A 16,071-nucleotide genomic window follows, 5' to 3' on the forward strand; every position below is an offset into this window, starting at 1 on the left:
GTGTGGGATGGACCAGCCTCTCAGGCACCCTATGCTGCGGCCTTGATCACGTGGAGCAGCTCGCCGAGTACCTCGGTGTTGAGCTGGTAGGCCAGCTTGACCTCACGGATCACGCGATGCTGCTCCCGCTCGCCGAAGGGCAGCGCGTCGAGGCGGGCACGATATTCGTTCTTGAATCGGGGCAGGCTGCCGACCTCGTCGAATAGGTAGAAGTCGACCCCGCCGCCCTTCTGGTAGCCGTAGATCTTCTGCAGCTCCATCCGGATGAACTGCCCGCCCGACAGGTCGCCCATGTAGCGGGTGTAGTGGTGGGCGATATAACCGCCCGGCCAGTCGGCCACCTGCTCGATCCGCGCCACCAGGGTCCGGGTCGCCTTCGAGGGCACGATCCGGTCGCGCCAGCCGGCACCGTAGACGGTCTGCAGGTCACGCTCCAGTGCCTGCTCCCGATAGAGCTCCGGGAAGACGAACCGGCCGGCCACCGGGTGATCGGCCAGGGCCTTGGCGGCGCCGTCGAGGGCGAGGTAGGCGAAGTAGTGCTGGGCGACGAGCTCGCCGTAGTCGTGCTCGCTCAACCGGCCGCTCATCAGCTCTTTGAGGTAGCTCTCGTCCTCGGCCGACTCGTGGTCGCCCCAAGTGGCGTTCTTCAAGGTCTCGGAGAACGACGTCACGCTTCACCCCAATGTGTTGCCAGGTCTTTCATGACAAAGTGTCACAAACCCTGGACGGGCCCGTCAAGTTGATGACGACACTCTGTCATTAAACCCGACCCTGTCATGCTGGCGCCGCAGCCGTCACATCGCCGGGGCGGCCGAGGGCGATCAGCGTGAGATTGCGCAACGACGGCGTTCCTGGTGCGAAGTAGTCACTGTGCCCGCCGGGACCCACCTCAAACACCCGCGCTCCGTACCCGGGACTCAGCGCGTCGGCCCCGAAACCAAGCGGCCCGAGCTTCACCTTCGGCACGAACCTGATCCAATCACTACCACCTACACCCGCCCACACCCTGGTGACAGACGGCGCCGGGCTGGACACTCCGTGGTCGGACGGAGGACGATATGACGCGTCAGACAGATGGTGGTCGGGCAGGGCCCCATCGGACGGAGCCCCGTCGGACGGTTCCTGGTCGGACGGCGGGTGGTCTGATGGCGCCCGGCCAGCCGGTGCGTGGCCGGACGATGCGTCGATGCCGGGGCTTCCGAACAGTGCCACATCCGCGACGGGCAGGTCCGTCCCGGCCTTGGCGCACACCACCGAGCCGTAGCTGTGGCACAGTAACGCGATCGGCGCGGACGTCCGCGCGTGCAGTTCCACGACGGTACGGCGCAGCGCCTTCGCCCCCTCGACGGCCGCCGTGTCGGTGATGGCGCCCAGGCTCCACGTAGGCGGCGCGTCATAACCGAGCCAGGCGATCACGGCCAGCCGCTCGCCGTGGCCCACCTTGGCGGCCTCGGCCAGCAGCGCCCGCGCCGCGCCTCCCGGCCGCTTCGTACTCGCTTCGAAGGTGGCCACCGTGGTGTCGGCCCCCGGCACCACGATGGCGACCCGATCGGCGGTGGCCAGGTCGCCGTAGACCTTCACAAGCCGGCCACTGTGCTGGCCGGGCAGCGCCAGGACCGCGCCGAACGCGAGACTTCCGGCGAGCGTGAGCATTCTGAGCATGCTCGGAAAGCTACGAAACGGAGGCCGTCGACCGCGTCACCGCTGGGGTTGAACTCTCTTGTAGTACCTGGGGCTGACAAGGCTGTCGGCAAGCGCTTGGTGGGGGCGGCGGGCGATCTGGGCCGTGCCCTCCCGGTGTACGAGCGGAAACAACGGTGCTGCTTGGTATGAAGGCCTCGCCGCGGCCGGGCTGGTTCAGCGCCACCTCCGAGGTCGCCTGCCCTACCTGCAAGGGCGCCGGTGTCATCCACACCGTCCGACGGTTGGGGAGGGCCGGTGCGGCATGGCTTGTCCTCGCGATAGGTCACCAGGCGGGAGCCACCAGGACAGGATGGCGGGCTGACCGGGTGCTGAGACGGGGCAGTTCCTGGCGGAGGTCACCCTTCCTTGATCGCTGCCTCTACCAGGGCGCGTGCGGCCCAGGTGATGGCCTCCTGCTCGGCCTGAGGGTCAAGGCCGCGGACGTCGCGTAGGGCGATCTGCGCCTCCCAGCCGACCACGATGGTCAGGGCCGAGATGAGGCGCTGGAACCGTTCCTCGCTGAGGGTGCTCCGGAGTGGTTCGCAGGCCTGTTCCAGCCATTCCACCCGGCGGCGAGTCCGGCGCGGGGTGGCTCGCTCCTGAGCGTCGTTCGGCGCCGGATCGACGGTTAGACGGATCAGCCGGCGGCCCAGGGGAAGGGATTGCGGTGAGTACTCCAGCAGTGTCCGGATGAGGGCGTCTACGCGGGCAACAGGATCGTTGGCGAGCGCGGGGTCGGCCAGTGCCGCTTCGACCGGCGGCTCGTTGAGCGCGCCCGCCGTCGCGTCGATCAGCAGGTGGTCGAGGGTCGGGAAGTGCATGTAGATCGTGCGGCGTGACACGTCGGCGGCGGCCGCGATCTCGTCGATGGACGGCGTTACTCCGATGGCGCTCAGGCGGACCGCCGCGTCGACGATCGCCTTGCGAGTGCGGCGGCGCTGCGCTTCGCGTCCGCCGCGGCGGACTGGTTCGTCACTCGTCATCGTGCCCCCTGGCATTCCTCGGGTCGGTCCGCGGCCGACTTGACGGCCGTTCGTGGCATGAGTATATCTTGATGCAATCATTGCACGAGAGTGCAATGACTGCACATCTACATACTCTATGGCCTAGATCACAGAGCCGCACCTGTCACAGGGATCAGGTCGTCGGCGTCTCGTGTCCGGCAGTCGGCAACGAAAGAATGGAAGATCATCATGAGCAAGGTCTGGTTCGTCACTGGTTCGTCCCGCGGCCTGGGCCGCAGCTTTGTCGAGGCAGCACTGTCTCGTGGCGACAAGGTGGCCGCGGCCGCCCGGAAGGCCGAGAGCCTTGACGACCTGGTCGCCGCCTACGGCGACGCGGTGCTCCCGCTCGCGATGGACGTGACCGACAAGGCGGCCGTCTTCGAGAGCGTGGCGCGGGCCGCCGAGCACTTCGGCCGCCTGGACGTCATCGTGAACAACGCCGGCTACGCCCAGGTCGGCGCGGTCGAAGAGCTGACCGAGCAGCAACTGCGCGACCAGCTGGAGACCAACCTGTTCGGCGCGGTGTGGGTGGTCCAGGCCGCGCTGCCCTACCTGCGCGAGCAGCGCTCGGGACGCATCATCCAGCTGTCCTCGGCCGCCGGCCTGATCGCCATGCCGCTCGGCGGCGCCTACCACGCCTCCAAGTGGGCCTTGGAGGGCTTGAACGAGGCCCTCGCCGGTGAGGTCGCCGACTTCGGTGTCAAGGTGACCATCATCGAGCCCGGCGGATTCGCCACCCGCTCCGGCAAGAACCCCGACCCGCTCAACAACGGCCACATGGCCGAGCCCGACCCGGCCTACGCCGGCCTCCGCCGGCGCCTCGGCGCGATGGCCGGCAAGCTGCCCGCCGGCGACCCGGCCGCGGCGGCCCAGGCGCTGCTCAAGCTGGTGGACTCCGACAACCCACCGCTGCGGGTTCTCTTCGGCCAGGGCTTCCACCCGATGATCCAGCAGGCCTACGCCGACCGGCTCAAGATGTGGGCCGACTGGCAGGACCTTTCGTTGGAGGCGCACGGCAAGGCCGACCAGCCGGCCGCGGTTTGAGCCTTTCCAAATCTGAGCCGCGTCGTTCTTCTCGGCTCGATGTGCCCCCGGCTGGAGTCTGGTACTCGATAGGGGCACCTCCCGGTTCGTGGTCGTGAGTGCGTGAGCTGTACGGCCGGCGCCGGCCGTACAGCTGCCGGGCCAGAGGTTGCTCGGCTCGAACGGTGGCGTCGGACAGCTGCCCTCGCCTGAGGGTCCGTTCGTCGCCCCGTCAACCGGCTGAAGGCAGTTGGTGACCCTGCTCGCAGACCTCTCGCGCCGAGGAAAGCAGGAGATCGACAAAACGGGCAAAAAGGTAGATCCCTTGACCTTCCTCCGTCGCGTTGCCGTTGATCGTAGGATCGTCCATGTGGATCTGGACGACGTCGCCGCCCGGCTCGGGGTACCCGCCGAGGACGTCGACCGCGTACACCAGCTCGCCGGCGACCGGCCGTCGGCTCCGCTGCCCGCCAAGGCCGACGCGCCCGCGATCCTCGACCGGCTCGCGGTGCGGCCGGACGACGCCGTCGAGATCATGGCGGGCTGGCCCGACCCCGGCTCTCCCCTGTGGACTCCGGAGCTGCGCTGGCTGCTCGACCGCTCGATCGCCCTGGTCCGCGCCGATCTCGGGGGACACGGCTGGCTGCCGCCCGGTCCGGAGCTGCCGCGCGAACGGGGCCCCGCCTGGCGGCACCTCTACGTGTACGCGTACCTGGCCCTGGTCGACGTCGCCATGGGCTACCACCGCGACCACGGCATCCCCGATGCCGTGTCGTGGGTGACCCTCGCGGACCTGGGCCGCAATCTCGCGATCGACCGGCGGATGCACCGCGAGGGCTGGCCGGTCATGCAGAGCTGGCTGACATTGCACGCGCGCGGCGGCATCTACGAGCTGGGCCGACTGCAGCACCATCGCGGCGGCACCACCATCAGCCTGCACATTCCCGAGTCGGGGCCGATGACCCCGGAGGCGGTCACGGCGTCGCTCGACGAGGCCCGCGCGTTCTTCCCACGCCACTTTCCCGGCGAGCGCTACACGGAGTTCTCCTGCGGCTCGTGGCTGCTGGACCCGCAGTTACTGGAGTACCTGCCCGGGGACTCCAACATCGTCCGGTTCCAGCGGAGGTTCGAGCTGGAGCCCTACGAGGAGCCGGAGGGGCAGGACGCCGACGTCGAGGTGCTGCGGTTCGTGTTCCGCACCCTGACCACGCCGCTCGACCAGCTGCCGCGCCGCACCGTGCTCCAGCGCGCGATCGTCGACCACCTGAAGGCCGGCCGCCACTGGCGCATCCGCCGCGGCCGCTTCCCGATGTAGCCGGGCCGAGATATCCACAGATTTGCGTCACTCCTGCTCGCACTCGACTCGCCACCGTCCTGACCACAGCCTTCGCCCACCTCGGCCTGACGCCACCACAACCGAGGCCATCGCCGCGATCAACCGCACCACCGCAGGCAATTTCCGGCTGGTCACCCGGCTTCTGGAACAAGCCGAACGGGTGCTGAAACTCAACGATGGTGTCGACCGGATCGCCGCCGAGGTCACACAGCACCCCATAAAAGAGAGCGCTGCACACACGACTCGAAGTCGCATCGAATATCGCAAAAGTGCTTGGGGGCGATCAACGAGTACTGCCGAGCCGCGTGACGGAACCGGAGATCACCCAGAATGTCACTGGTAGCGCTTGATCACGCCGTCGGCCAGGGTGTCCACGGCCGCGGCAAGGCTGGTTCCCGCGGCGTCCAGGCGGGTCAGCAGAAGCGTCACCTTGATGGTGTCGCGGGTGAGCGGGGCCGACAGGACCTCGGCCAGCGAGAGCTGGTAGGCGACCCGTACGCCGGGCTTCTTGGCTCCCCTGGCGGCCTCGGCAGCGGCGCGGGGGCGGGCGGGCAGCAGCCGGGCCGCCTCCGTGAGCTGCTCGATGCCGGCCGACAGGGCCTGGAGCGGGCTCGCGTACGACGGGTCGGGCGGCGCGGCGAACAGGTGCAGCTCCCTGACGAAGTCCCGCACCGCGTCGAGGACGTCGTCGATAGCGCGGGAGAAGCGGAAGAGGTCCTCACGGTCGATGGGCGAGGTGAGGCTGCGGCGCATCTGGCCGACCAGCGCCGCGCGGGCCTCGTCCCCCTCGTGCTCCACCTCGACCATCCGCGCGCGGGCCGTCGCCGGGTCGATCTCGCCAGTGGCCGACGCCGTGGCCAGCCACACGCCCGCCGCGGCCGCGTCGAGCTGCGTAATGATCTGCTCGATGAGGACGCGGTCGGTACGCCCGGACAGATCGCGGAACAGCGACCTCACGGCGCCACCGCGACGGCTACCGCGCCGCCCACCGCGCCACAGGCCAGGGCCATGGGCAGCGTGAGCAACCAGGCCGTTCCCAGGTGTAGTACCGCTCGCCATCTCACTCTCCTTGTTCCGCGGGCCAGACCGGTGCCGATCATGGCGCCGGACAGGGACTGGGTCATGCTCACGGGGGCGCCGATCAGGGCGGTGCCGAGCACCACGGCCGCACCGGATGTCTCGGTTACCACGATCGCGCTGGTGTCGGCCGCGGCGAGCCCGCCGCCGATGCTGGCCGCGAGCCTGCGCAGGCCCAGCACCGCCCCGGCCAGGAAGCAGCCGACCAGCAGAGCCTGCGCTGTGATCGATGTGGCGGCCCGGTCAGCGGGCACCGCGTGGACTGCGGCGTAGACGGCCAGGAGCTTCTGGCCGTCGTTCGCGCCGTACGCCACGCACGTGGCCGCGAAGGCCGTCACGTGCATGCGGCGCAGCCGTTCCCCTGCGCCCTTGCCCGCCGGCACCACCCCGACCAGCCACGTGACCGCGCGGGCGGTGAGCGCCCCCGCGAACGGCGCGACCGCGGCGGTGGCCAGGACCGTTGCCACCAAGGACCAGTCGACCGAGGCCCCCGCCCCCAGGCCCGCCCCCGAGACGCCGCCGATGAGGGCGAGCGTCAGGCTGGTGGGCAGGCGGCAGGTGGCCAGGACCACGGTGACCAGGACCGCCGCCGCTATTGCGGCCAGCAGCGGCGCCCGGCCGCCCTCGAACGACACCAGCCGCGTGCTGAGCGTGGCGGCCACCGCCGTGCCGACGGCCAGCGGCGCAGCCACGACCGCCAGCGCCAGCAGGAGCAGGGCGGTAAGCGGCCGCAGGCCGCGCGCCCGCAGTCCGAGACCGATCACCGCCCCCGCGTCGTTGTAGCCGGTGAACAGGGCGAACAGCGCCGTGACGATCAACGCCGTCAGGAGGGCCCTCCCGGGCTGGTCTGGGAACCGGCGCCGCTGTCGCTGACCGGGCCGGTCGCCCCCGAGTCGCGCAGGTCGTTGCCGGTGTACCAGGTGCCGGTGCAGGCGGCGGTGATGGACAGCCCGTAGGCGGCCTCGTTCCCGCTGCCTCGGCGTCGTACGGTGTTGCCGACCAGGCTCGTACGGTTGGCGTTGTTGCTGACCCGCAGGCCCGCTTCGGTGCCGGCTGTGGTGCCCGAGCCGAGGACGGTGTTGTCCCGGACGGCCACGTCGGAGATCTTATCGGTGATGCCGATGCCGTACGCGCCGGAGTCCTTGATGATGTTGCCGGTGATCAGGCTGCCGTTGCTCCCGAGGTGGGCGACGATACCCTCCTTCCCGGGCTGCTCGATGGTGTTGCCCGAGACGACCGTGCGCGGTGAGTTGTTGATCCGGATGCCCACGCCGCCGGTGCGGGCTGTGTGGTTGCCGGAGACGACGGCGTGATCGGTACGGAAGACGGCGATGCCCTCCATGGTGACGTCCTGCACGATGTTGGCGTCGATGACCAGGCGGCTGGTGCGTGACTCGTTGAGCCTGCCCACGCAAATGGCGGCATCCGTAGGGCGGCCGGCGGCCTCCTTGACGCCCTTCAGTCCGCGCAGGATGTTGCCGCGGACGATGATGTTGGCGCTGGGCTGCACCCCGGCGGGGCCGATCTGGATGCCGCCACCGCCGTTGACGATCTGGTTGCCTTCGACCAGCGCGTCCCCCCAGTCGTAGAGGCGGATGGCCCACTCGGTGCAACCCTCGGCGTAGTTGCCGAGCACGCGCAGCCCGGTGTGCTGGTGTCCGTTCGGGCCGCCGTGGGAGCCGGCCAGCCGGGGGAAGGATGGAAGCGTCTCTGAGGGGCCGCAGTAACATCCGCTGACCTCGATGTCCTGGCACCCGTAGAAGTCGGGTGCGCCGAACAGCCCGAAGTGGCTGGGGCCTCCGGCGTAGTCCATCTGGATGGCCTCGGAGTAGCCGCGGTTGCCGTCCGGGTCGGAGAATCCGAGGAAACGGCAGTTGACGACTCTGGCGGACTTCACGCCACAAAGTTCGATCGCATGGTGGCGCTGTACATCGCGGATGGTCACGTCGTACACCCGGATGTTTTGTCCGTGGCTGAATCCGAAGCCGGCGGCGCTGGCGCTCACCGCGCCCGCGTTGACGTCCCACACGCCGCCATGGATGACGATGTCGGATTCACCGTCCCATTTGGTGGCGCTGAAGTCACCCAGTACGCCGTTGCCGAGCAGGGCCGGGCCGGCCGTGCGCTTGACCACCGTGGCCGAGGTCGCGAGGACGGTCGTCTTGGAGAAGACGCTGAGCATGTTCGAGACCAGGTACGTGCCGGGTGGCAGGTAGACGGTCGTGCCCTTGCCGGCATTGAGCGCGGCCTGGATGGCGGCAGTGTCGTCGGTCGCGCCGTCGCCCTTGGCGCCGTGGTCGCGGACGTTCACCACCATGAAGTCGGAGGTGCCGGTGTGGGCCGCCGACGGGTTCGGAGCCTGCGAGGGGGTCTCCTGCGGTGTGGGAGAGGCGGCGGCGGCAGCCGCCGTCGCCATCGCGGCGGCGGAGGCGGTGCCGCCGACGATGGCAGCGCGGAGCAGGTGACGCCGGTCTAAGGGCGGCATGTCGTTCTCCTAAAGGAAGGGGGGTGGCCGGGTTCTCGGCAGGTCAGCGCGGTGGGAGGTACAGGTGGACGTTGCGGTCTGCCGGGGAGCCTTCGGCGCCGCGCCGCCCGGCGCGTACGCCGTCGTTGTAGGCCAGCTCCCGATGCAGGGTGGCGAGCTGGGCAGGGTCCGCCAGGTCGCCGGAGACGGTGGCCGGGGCCGCGTGGTCGATCATGGTGGTGGTCAGCCGGATCTCGCCGGTCGGCTCGATCGCGATCTCGATGAGGCGGGCCTGGCTAGGCCAGTCGGTGATCGACGCGGTGGTCACCTCGTACAGTCCGCCGCCGCCGGCCCGGTAGTGGGCGGTGATCCGGTTGGCATGGTGGTGTCCGTTGAGCCAGAGCACGACGTTCGGGCAACGCAGGGCCGTGCTCAGGACCTCGGCCGCGTAGGCACGGTCGGCCTGCCGGTCGGGGCAGACTCCGTAGCGGTTGTTCATCGAGGCGGTCGCGTGGTGCGAGGCCAGCACCACCAGCGGGGCGTCCGGCCCGTGTGTCCTGGCGAGCTGGTCTTCCAGCCAGGCGAGCTGCCGCTGGTCCATGCTGCCGTCCCAGTGGCCGGGTGCGTGGTTGGTGTCCAGCGTGATCACCCGCAGGCCCGGTACTGGGTCGTAGGTGTAGTAGCCGGTCCCGTCGCGCAGGTTCTCCTCGGTGAACCCATGGCCGAGATGCCGCCTGATCAGCTCCATACGGCCCGCGAAGGCCCGCTCCGGCACGGCCGGGACTGGTCGCGAGCGTCCGGAGAACAGGGTGGCCGGGTCGGACAGCAGTGTGTCGAGCCCGCAGGGGATGTTGTCGGGCAGTTCGATGGGCTTGCGGTCGCTCGTCACGAGGTCGCCCAGGTGGGCGTGGCCCTGGCTGGCGCCGCCGACCAGCAGGTCGTGGTTGCCCAGGCAACCGAGCCATGGGTGGCCGAGTGGAGCGGCGGTGAACGGGGATGAGGCCAGGTCGAGCAGTCCCGGGTGGGTGGGGAAGCCCCATCGCCGTTTGTACTGATCGTCACCGGGGTCGGGCCGCCAGTACCAGTGGTCGTCCCAGTCGAGGCGTTGCGGGCCGTGGTAGGCGGGCGCCAGCCGTACCTCGCCGCCGTCGAGCAGCGCCAGGTAGGCGTTCAGTTCGTTCGTCTGGCCGTTGTCGATGTTGTCCCCGGTCACCACGCAGACGTCGATGGGCAGCCCGGCCAGCGTCGAGACCATCGACCTGACCGCGTACGGGGTGAGCGACTCCTGCGGGCGGAACACCCAGTCCACCGCGCCGCCCCAGGCGGGCCGGCCGGCTCCCGACCGCATCGCGAAGTCAAGGCGGGCCGGAGAACCGGGGTCGACCACGTGCAGGTCGGTGAGGTGGGCGAGCGTGGCCACGACCCGGCCGCCGACCCGGCCGGGGGCGAGCGGCGGCGTGAAGTCCGAGCGAAGGCGGTGCGGCTCGTCGGGGCCGCGCTTCAGGCGCCGGTACACCTCGTCGGTGCCCGCGCCGAGCGGCTCGCCCGGCAGCAGAGTGCTCATTTCACCGCTCCCGTGGTCAATCCGCGGACGATGTGCCGTTGGAAGGCGTAGATCATGATCAGCATGGGGATGACAGCCATGACCACCCCGGCCAGGATGAGGTTCGGCGCCCGCTCTTCGACCGAGTTGAGCTGGTCGAGCCCGATCTGCAGGGTCTGCATGGAGGGGGTGTTGGTGACCAGCAGCGGCCAGAAGTAGTGGTTGTAGGTGCCGATGAAGGAGTAGACAGCCAGTGTGCCGAGCGCGGGCCGCGACAGCGGCACGAGGATGGACCACAGGAAGCGCAGGTGCCCGCAGCCTTCGACCTTGGCCGCCTCGTACACCTCCCGGGGGAAGGTCATGAAGAACTGCCGCATCATGAACGTGCCGAACCCGCTGGCCAGGAACGGCAGGATGAGCGCGGGGAAGGTGTTCACCAGCCCCCAGTCCGCCATGGTCAGGTAGTTCGGGATGATCGATGCCTCGGCGGGGATCATCATCGTGGACAGGAACATCGCGAACGCGAACCGCCTGAACGGGAAGTCCAGGAACGTGAACGCGTACCCGGCCAGCACGGATGTGACGAGGACGCCCGCCACCACGCAGAGCGAGACGACGATGCTGTTCAGGTATTGCCGGGCCAGGGGCACCGCGTGCAGTACGCCGGCGAAGTTGTCCCAGTTCAGCCCGCTCGGGAACACCGCGGGCGGGAACCTGGTGAGGTCCTCCTGAGTCATCAGCGAGCCCGCGATCGCGTAGTAGAGCGGGAAGATGACGATCGCCAGCAGCACGGTCAGCCCGGCGAGGGCGGCTGCCTTCCTCATCCGTAGAACACCTTCCGTTGCAGAAACCGGAACTGGATGATCGTGATCACCATGACGAGGACGAGCAGCACCACGGCCTGGACGGACGCGAGTCCGTAGTCGCTGCTGCCGAAGGCGAACGCTGACTGGTAGAGCCCGTAGACCAGGGTGGTGGTCGCGCCGTCGGGGCCGCCGCCGGTGAGGATGTTGATCTCACCGAAGGTCTGCAGCGAGCTGATCGTGGAGACCACCAGCAGGAAGAACATCGTCGGGCTGAGCAGCGGCAGCACGATGCGCCACAGCAGTGTCCAGCGCCCCGCCCCGTCGGTGCGCGCCGCCTCGAACAGCGATTCCGGGATGGCCTGCAGCCCGGCGGAGAAGACGAGCATGGCGTAGCCGAGGTCACGCCAGACCGACACCAGGGCCAGGCTCGGCAGCGCTGTCGCAGGATCGGTCAGCCACTCGACCACTGGCAGGCCGGCCAGGTCGAGCAGCCCGTTGAACAGGCCGACGCTGGGGCTGTAGAAGATGTCGAAGACCACTGCCGCCGAGGCGGCGGAGAAGGCGAACGGCGTGGCCATCAGTGTGCGGAAGAAGCCGATACCCGGCACCCTGGCCTGCAACACGAGTGCCAGGAACAGCCCGATCAGCAGCGTGGGCAGCACGGTCAGCAGGACGAACATGAGCGTGATGAGCAGCACCCGCCGCAGCGCGGGGTCGGAGAAGAACTCCCCGTACCTGCCCAAGCCGACGAATCCGGTGACGTTGCCGAAGATGTCGCTGGCTGCCACGCTCAGCCAGATGGTCCTGACCAGCGGGTAGAAGCCGAACAGCACGAACACCGCGGTGGCGGGTGCCAGGAAGCACAACGCCACGACGACATCCTTGCGCCGGTGCCGCCCGGGGGACAGGGAGGCCGAACTCATGGCGTTCCCACCCACGCACGCCACAGCTCCTCGGCCGAGCTCGCAGGGGCGGCCAGCACGCCCTGCAGCGGCACGTCGTCGTGCGGGCCCTCGCGGTCGTAGATCAGCGCGCCGGACTCCCTGGCGATCAGTACGCCGGCCGCCACGTCCCACGCGTTGTAGTGGCCGGGCAGCACCACGCCCGCCGCCCGGCCGGCGCCGACGGTGGCCAGCGCGAGTGCGCACGACCCCATGATCCGGGTGGATCCGCAGGTCGCGGAGATACGTGAGAGGTAGTCGTACATGCCGGGCCAGGCGTCCTGCCGGGACCACTCAGTGAGCAGCACGCCGCCGGTGACGGCCGCGTCCTGGGCGCAGCGCACCGGCTCGCCATTGAGCCGGGCGCCGCCGCCGCGGACGGCGCTGAAGACCTCGCCGCGGTACACGTCGGCGACCACGCCCACCGCCGCGCCGCGTTCGTCGCAGGCGGCCAGACTGAAGGCCACCCAGGGCACTCCGTGCACGAAGTTGGTGGTGCCGTCGATCGGATCGAGGTACCAGGTCACCGCCGCGTCTTCGGGGTCGGCGCCGTACTCCTCGCCGACCACGCGATGGTCGGGCAGCAGGCGCCGGAGTTCGCCGCGGACGTGCTGTTCGACCTCCCGGTCGAACGAGGTCACCCAGTCACCGGCGTTGACCTTCGTCTCGGCGGTGGCGGGGTCGGGGCGTCCGTTCGCGATCACGTCGCCGGCCCAGGCGGCGAGTCGGATGGCCAGGTCGTGCCATTCGTTCAGCGGGGCGGTCATGCGATGCTCGGCAGGTCGTTGCTGATGAGGCCCTCGACGCCGAGCCGCTTCGCCCGCTCGGCGTCCGCGCGGGTGTCGACCGAGTACGTCCACACCTGGTATCCGCCTTGCAGCGCGGCCCGGCACACGGGCTCGGCGAAGTCCTTCCATGGCAGGTTGATCGTGCTCGGGCGCAGCCGGTCGAGTAGGTCAGGGGCGGGTGACTCCGTACCTGACCAGGACAGGATGAGCTCGGCGTCGGGCAACGCGTCCCTGACGGCGCCGAGCACGTCGGGGGCGCCGATGAAGCAGGAGCGGGCGAGCGCGTCGCAGCGGCGCAGGGTCTCGATGATGGCAGGGACCAGGGCGGGGTCCTTGCCGTCGACCACCAGTCGCAGGTCCACCTTCTCGGCGACCTCGTCCAGCGTGGCGATCCGGGCCTCGGGGTGCTCGCCGCAGCGCAGCTCGCGTAGCTCCGCCACGGTCAGCTCACTCACGGGCGAGGGGCGTCCCCAGAAGCGGTCGAGCGTACGGTCGTGCAGCAACACAGGGTGCCCGTCGCGGCTGGCGCGTACGTCGAACTCCACCGCGTCGGCGCCCAGTTCGCGCGCCAGCCGCAGGGAGCCGACGGTGTTCTCCAGCAGCTGTAAGGGCGCGCCGCGGTGACCAATCAGGATCGGCAAGGGGGCTCCTCGTCACTTTCCGACGGACTTGTTGTAGGACTCGATCGCCGGCTTGATGGCCGCCTCTGCGTTGGCGATGGCGGCCTCCGGCGTGGCGCGGCCGAGGATGACGCTCTCCACGATGTCGTTCATCTTGTCCCTGGCCTGCGGCATCGCGCCCATGAGGCAGCCCTGGGCGGCGGGGGCGTCGGCGGCGGCGCGCAGTTCTTCGGCGGGCTTGGCGAAGTCGGGGTAGGTCGTCAGCACCTTCTTGTAGGTCTCGGTGTCCTGGGCCTTGGCGTTGACCGCGATGTAGCCGGTGCTGGTGGACCAGGTGGCCTGGGCCTCGGGGGAGGCGAGGTACTTCAGGAAGTCGAAGGCGGCGGCCTGTTGCTCCTTGGGGTGGCCGGCGAGGGTCCAGATCGAGCCGCCGCCGTTGAAGGCGCCGCCCTTGCCCGGCTCGGCGTCGTCGGGTCGCACGTAGTTCGCCACTCCGACCTCGAACTTGGCGCCGCTGATGATGTCGCGGAGGTTCGCGGAGGTGAAGGGGAGCATCGCGGCCCGCCCGGCCTGGAACGCGGCGGAGGCGTCGGTGTTGTTGCGGCCGACGTTGAGCGCCACGCCGTCCTTCACTGAGGTGGACCAGAAGTCGACGATGCTCTTCAGGGTCGGGGTGTTCCAGTTGACGGCGGTGGCCGCGTCCGCCCGGCCGTTGCCCGGGCCGCAGTACTCGACTCCGGCGTTGGCCAGGAGTTGCTCGACGAGCCAGCCGTCGATGGAGGCGACGAAGCCGTACCGGCTGACGGAGGTGCCCGACTTGACCGTCAGCTTCTTGGCGGCCTTGGCCATCTCCCCGAGCGTGGTGGGCGGCTTGTTCGGGTCGAGCACGGCCTCCTTGAAGGCGTCCTTGTTGTAGAACAGCAGTGGGGCGGAGGCGTTGAAGGGCAGCGACTGTAGCTTCCCGCCCACCGTGTAGTAGCGGGCGATGCCCGGCTCCAGATCCCCGGTGGAGAAGCCGCCGGCCTGCGCGAGGTCGGCGAACGGCACGATGGCCTTGGTGTCGACCATCAGCCGGGTGCCGATCTCGAAGACCTGTACCAGGTTGGGGGTCTGCCTGGACTGGATGGAGGCGCGTAGCTTGGTCAGCGCGTCGTTGTACTTGCCCTGGTAGATGGCCTGGACCCGGATCTTGCCGGAGTTCTTGCTGTTGTAGTCCGCCACCAGTTTGGCGACCGCTTCGCCGTTCTTGCCGGCCATCGAGTGCCAGAACGTGACGGTCTGGCCGCTGAACCCGTCACCTCCTCCGCCGCAGGCGGTCACCGAGGTGACCATGACGGCTGAGACGGCCATGGCGATACCACGCAGGGTCCTGCCCGGGGGCATGGGTTCCTCCTGAGGGGGGTGACGAGCGGCCACTTGGGACCACTCGCGAGGATGTTGCGTTGGTGCTACATCTAACAATTCAAACGTGAACTTCGCAATAGATGTGTCGCAACGATGCCCCGTTCATAACAATTGTCCCTTTTCAGTGGACTCATGGCAGCGGATCGGCTGTGATGAACGCTCGACGGTGGTGAGATTTACGTGTTATGAAAACATCTATCCTGTGAGAAGCCTTGACGCCAGGGGTCATGCCTATGCTCGTTCCGTCAACAGATGATCACAGGAGAGCGATGTCCGATATCAAGAACGGGCTGGGAAGCAAGCGTGCTCAGCGCCAGGCCGACATCACCGAGTACGTGCTCCAGCACGGCTCGGCCACGGCCGCGGACCTCGCGGAGCGATTCGCCGTCAGCACCATGACCATCCACCGCGACCTGGACGAACTGGAACGCCAGCGCATCGTGCACAAACATCGCGGCGGTGTCAGCGTCCAGCCGTCGAGCATCTTCGAGTCCAACGTCGCCTACCGGATGCGTAGCGCCGTACGCGAGAAGCGCGCACTCGCGCGGCGGGCACGTAAGCTGATCGAGCCCGGCATGGCCATCATGATCGACGGTTCGACCACCACGCTGGAACTCGCCCGGCTGCTCGACGACATTCCGCTCACGGTCGTCACGAACTTCATGGGCGCCATCACTGTGCTGCGCGACCTGCCCAACATCCGCCTGATCGGGCTGGGCGGCGATTGGTACCGGCCCCACGAGTCCTTCCTCGGGGTGCCGTGCCTGGAGGCGATCGAGGCCCTGCGCGTGGACCTGCTGTTCGCCTCGATCTCCGCCGTGTCCGGCGGCTTCACCTACCATCAGGAGCAGGAGGTCGTCCTGGTCAAGCAGGCCATGATGCGCGCCGCCCAGCGCAGCGTCCTCATGGTCGACCACACCAAGCTCGACCGCGTGGCCCTGCACCGGGTCGCGCCCCTGCCGGCCTGGGACCTCGTGCTCACCAACGACGCCGCACCCGAGCGGACCCTCAAGGAGATGCGCGACCAGGGCATCTCCTTCGACGTGGTGCCCTCCGAGCACGACTGAGGACGGCCGTCACGGCCACCTGGTCGATCTGTACGCGGCCTACTCCGGCCTACCCGCACCGCCCGAAGCAGCGGCTCTCTCCTGGTGCCGGGCGATGGCGGGATGTGACCGATGCCGAGTCCCGCGCTGATGAGGTCGGCTTCGGCCGCGCGGCTGTCGAAGCGGTCACCGACGATGGACGCCGGCTCGATCTCGTGCAGATCGGGGCCGACCAGGGACTGCTCGTGGCGCCGCTCCTCTTCCGCGAGCCTGGCCGTGGCGTTGCGGCGGACGCGTACGTTGTAGCCGTACAGGGCGGCGACCGTCACCATGATC

The 16,071-nt window shown here is 69.1% G+C and carries 15 protein-coding genes; 3 read left to right on the forward strand and 12 right to left on the reverse strand.

The window, feature by feature from the left end; genetic code table 11:
- Positions 1-29 precede the first annotated feature (29 nt).
- From AB0J16_RS41585 to AB0J16_RS41595, 3 genes are all read right to left on the reverse strand, one after another.
- A complete protein-coding gene (locus AB0J16_RS41585) occupies positions 30-671 on the reverse strand; it encodes a biliverdin-producing heme oxygenase (protein WP_358550463.1) in 642 nt (213 codons plus the stop codon).
- Positions 672-774: 103 nt separating this feature from the next.
- Entirely contained in the window at positions 775-1,662 is an 888-nt protein-coding gene (locus tag AB0J16_RS41590; RefSeq protein ID WP_358550465.1) for an alpha/beta hydrolase, read from the reverse strand.
- A gap of 377 nt (positions 1,663-2,039) precedes the next feature.
- Positions 2,040-2,666: a TetR/AcrR family transcriptional regulator gene (locus tag AB0J16_RS41595; RefSeq protein ID WP_358550467.1), complete on the reverse strand. Its 627-nt coding sequence runs from the start codon at positions 2,664-2,666 to the stop codon at positions 2,040-2,042.
- 210 nt (positions 2,667-2,876) lie between these two features.
- On the opposite strand from AB0J16_RS41595, the gene AB0J16_RS41600 reads away from it, so the two are divergent.
- Positions 2,877-3,731 (forward strand): SDR family NAD(P)-dependent oxidoreductase, encoded by an 855-nt coding sequence (locus AB0J16_RS41600; RefSeq protein WP_358550469.1) that lies wholly within the window; start codon positions 2,877-2,879, stop codon positions 3,729-3,731.
- A gap of 349 nt (positions 3,732-4,080) precedes the next feature.
- A complete protein-coding gene (locus tag AB0J16_RS41605; RefSeq protein WP_358550471.1) occupies positions 4,081-5,025 on the forward strand; it encodes an acyltransferase domain-containing protein in 945 nt (314 codons plus the stop codon).
- Between the two features lie 354 nt (positions 5,026-5,379).
- Here AB0J16_RS41605 and AB0J16_RS41610 read toward each other — a convergent pair whose 3' ends face one another.
- From AB0J16_RS41610 to AB0J16_RS41650, 9 genes are read right to left on the reverse strand one after another with little or no spacing between them, the layout of a single operon-like run.
- Complete coding sequence (locus AB0J16_RS41610) at positions 5,380-6,003, reverse strand: DUF47 family protein (protein ID WP_358550473.1); 624 nt, start codon at positions 6,001-6,003, stop codon at positions 5,380-5,382.
- Positions 6,000-6,941, reverse strand: coding sequence for an inorganic phosphate transporter (locus AB0J16_RS41615; RefSeq protein ID WP_358550475.1), 942 nt, complete (start codon positions 6,939-6,941; stop codon positions 6,000-6,002). Before AB0J16_RS41615 ends, AB0J16_RS41610 begins: the two co-directional genes overlap by 4 nt.
- Positions 6,942-6,946: 5 nt before the next feature.
- The gene (locus tag AB0J16_RS41620) at positions 6,947-8,608 is read right to left on the reverse strand and encodes a right-handed parallel beta-helix repeat-containing protein (RefSeq protein WP_358550477.1); all 1,662 of its coding nucleotides are present in this window, start codon (positions 8,606-8,608) and stop codon (positions 6,947-6,949) included.
- A 43-nt stretch (positions 8,609-8,651) separates the two neighbouring features.
- Complete coding sequence (locus AB0J16_RS41625; protein ID WP_358550479.1) at positions 8,652-10,151, reverse strand: metallophosphoesterase; 1,500 nt, start codon at positions 10,149-10,151, stop codon at positions 8,652-8,654.
- Entirely contained in the window at positions 10,148-10,954 is an 807-nt protein-coding gene (locus AB0J16_RS41630; RefSeq protein ID WP_358550481.1) for a carbohydrate ABC transporter permease, read from the reverse strand. The genes AB0J16_RS41625 and AB0J16_RS41630 overlap by 4 nt, the downstream gene beginning before the upstream one ends.
- Positions 10,951-11,859 (reverse strand): sugar ABC transporter permease, encoded by a 909-nt coding sequence (locus AB0J16_RS41635; protein ID WP_358550483.1) that lies wholly within the window; start codon positions 11,857-11,859, stop codon positions 10,951-10,953. Before AB0J16_RS41635 ends, AB0J16_RS41630 begins: the two co-directional genes overlap by 4 nt.
- Entirely contained in the window at positions 11,856-12,644 is a 789-nt protein-coding gene (locus AB0J16_RS41640; protein ID WP_358550485.1) for an inositol monophosphatase family protein, read from the reverse strand. The genes AB0J16_RS41635 and AB0J16_RS41640 overlap by 4 nt, the downstream gene beginning before the upstream one ends.
- The gene (locus tag AB0J16_RS41645; RefSeq protein WP_358550487.1) at positions 12,641-13,306 is read right to left on the reverse strand and encodes a glycerophosphodiester phosphodiesterase family protein; all 666 of its coding nucleotides are present in this window, start codon (positions 13,304-13,306) and stop codon (positions 12,641-12,643) included. The genes AB0J16_RS41640 and AB0J16_RS41645 overlap by 4 nt, the downstream gene beginning before the upstream one ends.
- 12 nt (positions 13,307-13,318) lie before the next feature.
- Positions 13,319-14,668, reverse strand: coding sequence for an ABC transporter substrate-binding protein (locus AB0J16_RS41650; RefSeq protein WP_358550489.1), 1,350 nt, complete (start codon positions 14,666-14,668; stop codon positions 13,319-13,321).
- Positions 14,669-14,958: 290 nt separating this feature from the next.
- Here AB0J16_RS41650 and AB0J16_RS41655 point away from each other — a divergent pair, with 290 nt between their 5' ends.
- On the forward strand, positions 14,959-15,756 hold the full coding sequence (locus tag AB0J16_RS41655; protein WP_358550491.1) for a DeoR/GlpR family DNA-binding transcription regulator: 798 nt from the start codon (positions 14,959-14,961) through the stop codon (positions 15,754-15,756).
- Positions 15,757-16,071: the final 315 nt, after the last annotated feature.

This window comes from Nonomuraea sp. NPDC049750 (genome assembly GCF_040659625.1).
GTDB lineage: Bacteria > Actinomycetota > Actinomycetes > Streptosporangiales > Streptosporangiaceae > Nonomuraea.